The sequence below is a fragment of the Paraconexibacter sp. genome (assembly GCF_059438195.1).
In genome coordinates this window covers 54,117-62,413 of record NZ_JBLKKY010000022.1, presented here as the reverse complement: position 1 = coordinate 62,413, position 8,297 = coordinate 54,117, and the positions used below count along the sequence as shown (strand labels likewise).

Genomic DNA, 8,297 nt, shown 5'->3' with positions numbered 1-8,297 from the left:
CGGTGAAGGACTGCTACGGGGCGGTCGGCGTCATCCACTCGCTGTGGAAGCCGCTCCCGGGGCGCTTCAAGGACTTCATCGCGATGCCGAAGTTCAACATGTACCAGTCGCTGCACACGACGGTGATCGGGCCGGAGGGGCTGCCCCTCGAGATCCAGATCCGCACCGTCGAGATGCACGCGATGGCGGAGTTCGGCGTCGCCGCGCACTGGATCTACAAGCAGGACCCGAACCGCCAGGCCGGGGCGCCGCAGATCCCGACCGACGGCAAGGCGAAGCTCGAGTGGCTGCGCGCGATGCTCGACGAGAGCCAGGACGACGCCGATCCGCGCGAGTTCCTCGAGCAGGTGAAGGCCGACCTCTTCGACGAGGAGGTGTTCGTCTTCACGCCGAAGGGCGAGGTGAAGTCGCTCGCCGCCGGGGCGACGCCGCTCGACTTCGCCTACGAGGTCCACACCGACGTCGGCCACCGCTGCGTCGGGGCGCGGGTCAACGGCAAGATCGTCCCGCTCCACTACGAGCTGCGCTCCGGGGACATCGTCGAGATCCTCACCTCCAAGCGCGACCGCGGGCCGTCCCGCGACTGGCTCGGCCTCGTCCGCACCAGCCGGGCGCGGAACAAGATCAAGCAGTGGTTCAAGGCGGAGTCCCGCGAGGACACCGAGCACTCCGGCCGCGAGATCCTGCAGGAGCAGATGAAGAAGGCCGGTCTGCCGGCCCAGAAGATCACCGGCTCGCCTCTCCTCGCGGACGTCATCCGCGAGATGGGCTTCAAGAAGGCCGACGACTTCTACATCGCGCTCGGCGCGGCGAAGATCAGCGCGCGCGTCGTCGTCAACAAGGTCCTCCACCGTCTCAAGGAGGGGGAGGCCGCCGACAAGGAGGAGACGGCCGCCGAGGCGCTCGTCTCGACGCGCCGCCAGCGCCGGCAGCCGACGGGCACGTCGACGAGCTACGGCATCGTCGTCGAGGGCGTGCAGGACGTCCTCCTGCGGCTCGCGAAGTGCTGCCGTCCGGTGCCGGGCGATCCGATCGTCGGCTACGTGAGCCTCGGTCGCGGCATCACGATCCACCGCGACGACTGTCCCAACGCCGCGGCGCTCCGCAAGGACCCGGAGCGGTTCTGCCGCGTCCACTGGGAGGGCGACCACGAGACGGCCTTCCGCGTCGAGATCCAGGTCGACGCGTGGGACCGCCACCGCCTTCTCGAGGACCTCTCGCGCACGTTCGGCGAGGGCGGGATCAACATCGTCGAGGCGCGCTGCACCGTCCAGCCGCCGATGGTCCAGAACCGCTTCGTGGTCGAGGTGGGCGACACCCGCGCGCTCAAGGCGACGATCGGCCGCCTCCGCAACATCGAAGGCGTCTTCGACGCCTATCGCGTCACGCCTGGCGCCGGTTGAACATGAACATCGACAACCTCACCGCAGGCCTCGTCGCCGGGGCCCTGATCCTCGTCGGGCTCGCCCTCGCGGACATCAGCGCGATCATCACCTCGATCGCCGGCCTCGCCGGGTTCGGGGCCGCCCTCGCGGCCGAGCGCGCCGCCGCGCGCGAGCGGGGGGTCCCGCTCGGCGCCCTCCTGCGCCCGCCGGCCCTGCGCTACGTGCTCGTCGCCTTCCCGTTCCTCATCGTCGTCAGCGCCGCCGGCGAGGAGCATCTCATCGCGAGCGTCGGGGCCGCCGTCCTCACGCAGGCCGCGTACGTCCGGGTCTGGCGAGAGGCGCGCGCGACGGACCCGAGGACGGCCGGCCGGTAACGCGACGACCGGTCCTGGCGGCCGGTCGGCGGTGCTCGCCTGCCATCATCCACGCGTGCCCCGCCGCGTCCTCCTCCTCGGGTCCACCGGGTCGATCGGCACCCAGGCCCTCGACGTCATCATGCGGTCCGACGACCTCGAGGTCGTCGGCCTCAGCGCGCAGTCGCGCTGGCAGCAGCTCGTCGAGCAGGCCGTCGAGCACGGCGTCACCCGCGTGGCGGTCGCCGACGAGGATCAGGCGGCGCTCGCCGCCGAGGCCTGGACCGACGGCGAGGTCCTGCGGGGGCCGGAGGGCCTCATCCGCCTCGTGCTCGAGTCCGGCGCCGACCTCGTCCTCAACGCGCTCGTCGGCTCGGCGGGCCTCGGCCCGACGGTCGCGACCCTCGGCGAGGGCATCGACCTCGCGCTCGCCAACAAGGAGTCGCTCGTCGTCGGCGGCGAGCTCGTCACCGCGCTCGCCGAGGCCACCGGCGCGCAGATCCTGCCCGTGGACAGCGAGCACTCCGCGATCCACCAGCTCGTCCACGGCGAGCAGCACGTCGGCGGCGTCGGGTCGATCGAGAAGCTCGTCCTCACCGCGTCGGGCGGCCCGTTCCGCGGCAAGCGCCGCGAGGACCTCGAGGGCGTCACGGTCGACGAGGCGCTCGCGCATCCGACGTGGGCGATGGGCGGCAAGATCACGATCGACTCGGCGACCCTCATGAACAAGGGGCTCGAGGTCATCGAGGCCCACCACCTCTTCGGGACGCCCTACGACCGCATCGACGTCGTCGTCCACCCGCAGTCGATCGTCCACTCGCTCATCACGCTCTCCGACGGCGCGGCGCTCGCCCACCTCGGCCATCCCGACATGCGGGTCCCGATCGCCTACGCCCTGCACCATCCGCAGCGCGAGTCGGTGCCCGTGCGCCCGCTCGACCTCGCGGAGGTCGGGTCGCTCACGTTCGAGGCGCCCGACGAGGAGGCGTTCCCGTGCCTGCGCCTCTCCCGCGAGGCCGCCGTCGCCGGGGGGACCGCGCCCTGCGTCCTCAACGCGGCGAACGAGGTCGCCGTCCACGCCTTCCTCGAGGGCCGTCTCCCGTTCCTCGGGATCGCCGAGGTCATCGAGGGCGCTCTCGACCGCCTCGGCGCGGCGCCCGTGCGCGCCTTCGAGTCGCTCGCCGAGTCCGACCGCGAGGCGCGTGACGTCGCCGCGGAGCTGGTGGAGAAGGTCACCGCCTGATGTCGTGGTTCATCGCGTTCGCGGGCTTCGCGGCGCTCATCGTCCTGCACGAGTTCGGGCACTTCGCCGCCGCGAAGGCCGTCGGGATGCGCGTCGAGCGCTTCGCCCTGTTCTTCCCGCCGATCCTCTTCAAGGTGAAGCGCGGCGAGACGGAGTACGGCGTCGGCGCCGTGCCGCTCGGCGGCTACGTCCGCATCACCGGGATGAACCCGAACGAGGAGATCCCGCCCGAGCACGAGCACCGCGCCTACTACAAGCAGGCGGTCTGGAAGCGCGTCGTCGTCATCCTCGCCGGGCCGGTGATGAACATCCTCATCGCCTTCTTCATCCTCCTCGCGCTCTTCCTCAGCCAGGGGGCGCCGAGCGAGACGCCCGAGGTGTCCGAGATCCAGTCGGGGACGCCGGCCGCCGGGGTGCTGCAGTCGGACGACAGGATCCTGCGGATCGACGGGCGCGAGGCGGACGTCGACACCCTCAACGACTCGATCGGCACGCACGGGTGCGCGGGGACGCCGACCGACGGCTGCGAGGCGACGACGCCGGTCACCTTCCTCGTCGAGCGCGACGGGCAGCAGGTCGAGCTCGCGGTGACCCCGACCTACGACGCCGAGCTCGAGCGGCCGCGCGTCGGCTTCTCCTACGGGGCGGCGCCGCGCGACGTCGGCGTCATCGAGGCTGCGGATCGCAGCGTCGAGGGGATGTGGCGCGTGACGACGGCGACCGTCGACGCGATCACGCGGATCTTCTACGACGCCGAGGCGCGGGACGAGGTCTCGGGCGTCGTCGGCTCGTACGAGACGACGCGGCAGTCCCTCGAGGTCTCGACCGTCCGGGCGCTCCAGATCCTCGCGGTCATCAGCCTGTCGCTCGCGATCGTCAACCTCTTCCCGTTCCTGCCGCTCGACGGCGGGCACGTCTTCTGGGCGCTCGCCGAGAAGGTCCGCCGCCGGCCGATCCCGTTCAGCGTCATGGAGCGCGCGAGCGTCGTCGGCTTCCTCCTCGTCATCTTCCTCTTCGCCGTCGGGTTGACGAACGACATCGACCGATTGCGCGGCGAGGGGTTCGGCGTCCAGTGACGCGCGCCGGCCGCCTCGCGGTCTCCGCGGCCCTCGCGTTCACGGGGCTCGCCACGGGCGCCTCCGCGGCGGGCGCAGCGGTCCCGGATCTCGACTGGCCCGGCCACCGCGTGCTCAACATGACCCACCAGGGCGGCGAGAACGAGCATCCGTCGGGCACGATGTACGCCCTGCGCGAGTCGCTCGGCCTGGGCGCCGACATGCTCGAGCTCGACGTGCAGCCGGCGAAGGACGGGACGCTCATGGTCCTCCACGACCAGAGCGTGGAGCGGACGACCGGCGTCGACCGCTCCGTGTCCGACATGACGGTCGCGGAGGTGCAGGCGCTCGACGCCGCGCACCGCTTCGTCCCCGGGCGTGGGGCCGTCCGAGGCCTCGACGCCTCGGAGTACCCGCTGCGCGGGGTGCGGACGGGGGGGACCCCGCCGCCGCTCGGCTTCAGGCCCGAGGACTTCCGGATCCCGACGCTCGAGGAGGTCCTGCGGGCCTTCCCCGACGTCCCGATGAACATCGAGATCAAGGGGCGCAGCGACGCCGATCGCGATTCGTTCCTGCGCAACGCCGACCATCTCGTCGCCCTCCTGCGTCGCGTCGAGCATCCGCCGCTCATCGTCGTGTCGTTCAACCAGGACGCCGTCGACCGCTTCCACCGGGCGATGCCGGAGGTCGCCGTCGCACCCGGCATCACCGGGACCGCCGCCTTCCTCGCGACCGGGCTCGCGCCCGAGGGCACTCGCGCCCTCCAGGTGCCGCCGAGCTTCAGCGGCCTCACGATCATGACCCCCGAGCTCGTCACGCGCGCGCATGCGGTCGGGCACGCGGTCCACGTGTGGTTCAGCGGCCAGGAGGAGTCCGAGCGGGTCTACCACCGCATGCTCGACATGGGGGCCGACGGCCTCATGCCGGCGAAGCCGCGGGCCCTCGAGAAGGTGCTCTGCGAGCGCGGCGAGCCGCGCCCGGCGGGCAATCCCAACCACTGCGGCGCCGGCGCGGCGTTCGCCGCGCGCCGGTGCGCGCCGCGCGTCGCGCTCTCCCGGGCCCGCGCGGACGCGCGGGGGCGGGTCCAGCTGCGGCTCGCCCGCCGCGAGTCCCGTGTCGACGTCGCCTGCGGCGGGACGGTGCGGCTGCGCGGCGCGGCCGGCGCCACGCCGGGACCGCGGTCGCGCTTCGGCTCCGCGCCGTTCCGCTTCCCCTACGGCGTCCGTGAGGTCGAGATCCGCGTCCCCCTCGGGCCGCGGACCCGCGCGCACCTTCGCGAGGACCTGCGCCTGCGCGCGGCGGCCGAGACGGAGGTCGCCGGGAGCGACGCCGTCCGGATGCGCCGCGTCGACGTGCGATCTTCAGTCGCAGATCCGTTGCCCTGACGCCGCGGCTCCTGCTACCGTGCCCGCGCCGACGGCCACAGATGTGCCGTCAGGGTCCAGCGAGAAGGGGCAGAGATGCAGAGGTTCAGTGTCGCGACGCGTGCGCGTCGCGTCGTCGTCGTGGCGGCGATCACCGGTGTCACGACGGCAGGGGGCGTGGCCGCACCGCCCGCGGTGGCCGCGAAGGGGAAGCAGTCCCGCGCGACGATCGTGACGCTTCCGATCCCCGCCGAGGGTGACATCACCTACGGCCAGGCGCAGGTGCGCATCGGCAAGGGTCCGAAGAGCGTCCGCTCGTCGCGGAAGACGCTCTACCGCGGGCGGGCCGGCGCCCTCACCCTGGAAGCCACCACGAAGGCCTCACCGAAGCGCCGCAAGGCGCTGAAGGCCGCGTTCGTCGTCTCGCGCGTCTCGGGCGGAGCCAAGAACCTGCGGAACGTCACGTTCCTCATCTCGCGCAAGAAGGGCGTGAGGAGCTCGAGGAAGCTCTCGGGCAGCGTGCGCTTCCGCATCGCGAACGCCCGCCCCGTCGTGAGCTCGTACTGGGTGAAGAGCGCGAAGCGCAGCGGCCACGCGCGCGTCTTCTCGCAGCGCAACGCGATCGGCACCGCCCTCGGGAACTGGTCGAAGTACCTCGACGCGCTCGACGGCGCCGGCGCCCGCGCGGCGGCGCACCGCGCGGTGGACGTCCACGGGCAGTTCCGCGGGCGCCCGCGGGCCGGCGCTGACGCTCGCGGGGAGAGCGGTGCGCCCACTGCGAGCGCCTCCGCGACGAAGAAGGGCAAGAAGAAGTCCTCGACGGTGACGACGATCGCCGGCGGCTCCGTGTGGCTCGCCGGCAAGGGGCTGCCGAAGCGCAGCCGCGAGGTCCTCGGCCTCATCTTCGGCACGATGAGCGACCGCGTCGCCTTCCAGGCGGCGAAGAACAGCCCGCTCGCGGCCGAGTACATCCGCAAGGACCTCGGCAACAGGGCGCTCGCCGAGCGCTTCGAGAAGACGGTCGCGCTGCTGCCGCTCATCGTCCCCGACGAGTTCGCGGCCGCCGCGCAGGAGGAAGCGCGCTTCACCACCGTCAAGAAGGCGCGGATCAGCCAGTCGCAGGTGACGGTCTTCGACGGCAGGAACGCCTCCGCGCAGGCGGCGGACGACGTCCCCCGCTCCGCGGCGGACACCGCTCCCGGGGCGCGCATCGTCGTCCAGCTCGAAGGCGAGGGCGACGTGTACGACGGTCGTCGCGTGGACGGGGCGCCGGGCGGCGCCATCGACTGCCCGCAGTTCTTCTGCTCGGCGTTCTTCCCGGCGACGAGGGCGACCGTCGTGCGGTTCTCGGTCAAGGCGCGGCCGGGTCACGACATCAAGACGCTCGACGGGTGCACCGACGGCATCAAGAGCGGCCGGCGTGACTACGCGGACTGCTACGTGAAGGTCGCCGCGTCGACCGAGCAGCCGACCTCGAGGATCGCGGTGCGCTTCGGTCCCGTCGCGCCTCCGGCCCCGCCCACGGCGCCCGGGGCTCCGGCGCCCGCGCCGACTCCGCCGCCGCCCGCCCCCGCGGCGGGGACGCTCGACGCGTCGTTCGGCACCGGCGGCATCTTCCGCCGCCGGATCGGCGCCGGCCGGTACCCCGGCGTCGGTGCCGCCGAGGGCGGTGCGACCGACGTCCTGCGGCAGGCCGATGGCCGCATCCTCACGGTCGCGACCGGCACCGACGGGGGCGGGCACCCGGTCACGCTCGTGACCCGGCACCTCCCGTCGGGGGCGCTCGACACGACCTTCGGCGCGCTCGGGGTCGTCGAGATCGACCAGTCCCCGGGTGTCATGTCCGGTCCGGAGGGCGAGTTCATCGGTCGTGCGATCGAGCTGCACGGCTCGGACATCATCGTCGCCGGCGGGTTCGTGCCCGCGGGGTCCTTCGACACCCGCTTCGCCGCGCTGCGCCTCCACGGGTCCGACGGCGCACTCGACACGGGGTACGCCGGCGGCGCGACGATCGCGACCGTCGACGTCGGCGGGTCCGGGGAGGCCCGTGCTCTCGTCGTCGACCCGGTCGACGGGACCGCGTACCTCGCCGGCTCCCGCTCGACGTCCGGTCCGTTCGCGACGAACGCCGCGTTCACGGCGCTCGCGTCGAACGGCACGCCGATCTCGGGCTTCGGCTCGGGTGGCGTGTTCGTCCCGCCCTTCAGCGACGATGCCGAGATCGCCGGCCTCGCGCTGCACGGCCACGGGCTCGTCGCCGTCGGGCACACGACGTCGACGAGCGGCAGCCACCAGCAGACGGCGCTCATGATGAAGCTGACGAAGACGGGCGCGTTCGACCCGTCGTTCAACGGGGGTGCCGGGCTCGCACGGCCCTTCGGCACGGGCGCCTACCAGACGCTCCGGGACGTCGACGTCGCGCCGGACGGCAAGATCGTCGCGGTCGGCGACGGCGTGAGCGGCGCGTTCGCCCACTGCCTCGGCGTGCGCCGCGTCGCGGGTGACGGCACGCCCGACGGCGCGTTCGCCGGCGGGAACGACGTCTTCGAGTGCCCGGCGGCGACCGGCGACACCTCGAGCGGCATCTCGGTCCTCGTCGACGGCGTCGGCCGCATCTACGCGGGCGGCTTCCAGTACGACGACGGCGCGAAGGTGACGCGGGTGCTCCTCGGTCGCCTCGGCGCCGACGGCACCCCTGATGCCGCATTCGGGGGCGGCCGCGTCGTCGTCACGACGGGATCCGTTTCCGAGTTCTCGCAGGTGAGCGCAGTGACGCTCGACGACGGTCGTCCGATCGTCGCCGGGTTCGCGGCACCCGGGGACGGGGCCGGCTCACCGCTGCCGAACGAGCTCGACCTGCTCCTCGCCCGGTTCGTCGGGTAGAGCGGGCGCCGTCC

6 protein-coding genes are annotated in these 8,297 nt (G+C 72.8%); all 6 read left to right on the top strand.

Features of this window, described 5'->3' with window-relative positions:
* On the top strand, positions 1 to 1,403 hold a 1,403-nt coding region (locus ACME2J_RS09940), incomplete at its 5' end, for a RelA/SpoT family protein (RefSeq protein WP_495544749.1).
* A 2-nt stretch (positions 1,404 to 1,405) separates the two neighbouring features.
* Entirely contained in the window at positions 1,406 to 1,759 is a 354-nt protein-coding gene (locus ACME2J_RS09935) for a hypothetical protein (protein ID WP_495544748.1), read from the top strand.
* A gap of 55 nt (positions 1,760 to 1,814) precedes the next feature.
* The gene (dxr, locus tag ACME2J_RS09930; protein WP_495544747.1) at positions 1,815 to 2,981 is read left to right on the top strand and encodes a 1-deoxy-D-xylulose-5-phosphate reductoisomerase; all 1,167 of its coding nucleotides are present in this window, start codon (positions 1,815 to 1,817) and stop codon (positions 2,979 to 2,981) included.
* Positions 2,981 to 4,057 (top strand): M50 family metallopeptidase, encoded by a 1,077-nt coding sequence (locus ACME2J_RS09925; RefSeq protein ID WP_495544746.1) that lies wholly within the window; start codon positions 2,981 to 2,983, stop codon positions 4,055 to 4,057. The genes dxr and ACME2J_RS09925 overlap by 1 nt, the downstream gene beginning before the upstream one ends.
* Positions 4,054 to 5,421, top strand: coding sequence for a glycerophosphodiester phosphodiesterase family protein (locus tag ACME2J_RS09920; RefSeq protein ID WP_495544745.1), 1,368 nt, complete (start codon positions 4,054 to 4,056; stop codon positions 5,419 to 5,421). The genes ACME2J_RS09925 and ACME2J_RS09920 overlap by 4 nt, the downstream gene beginning before the upstream one ends.
* A gap of 75 nt (positions 5,422 to 5,496) precedes the next feature.
* Entirely contained in the window at positions 5,497 to 8,283 is a 2,787-nt protein-coding gene (locus tag ACME2J_RS09915; RefSeq protein WP_495544744.1) for a hypothetical protein, read from the top strand.
* Positions 8,284 to 8,297 lie beyond the last annotated feature (14 nt).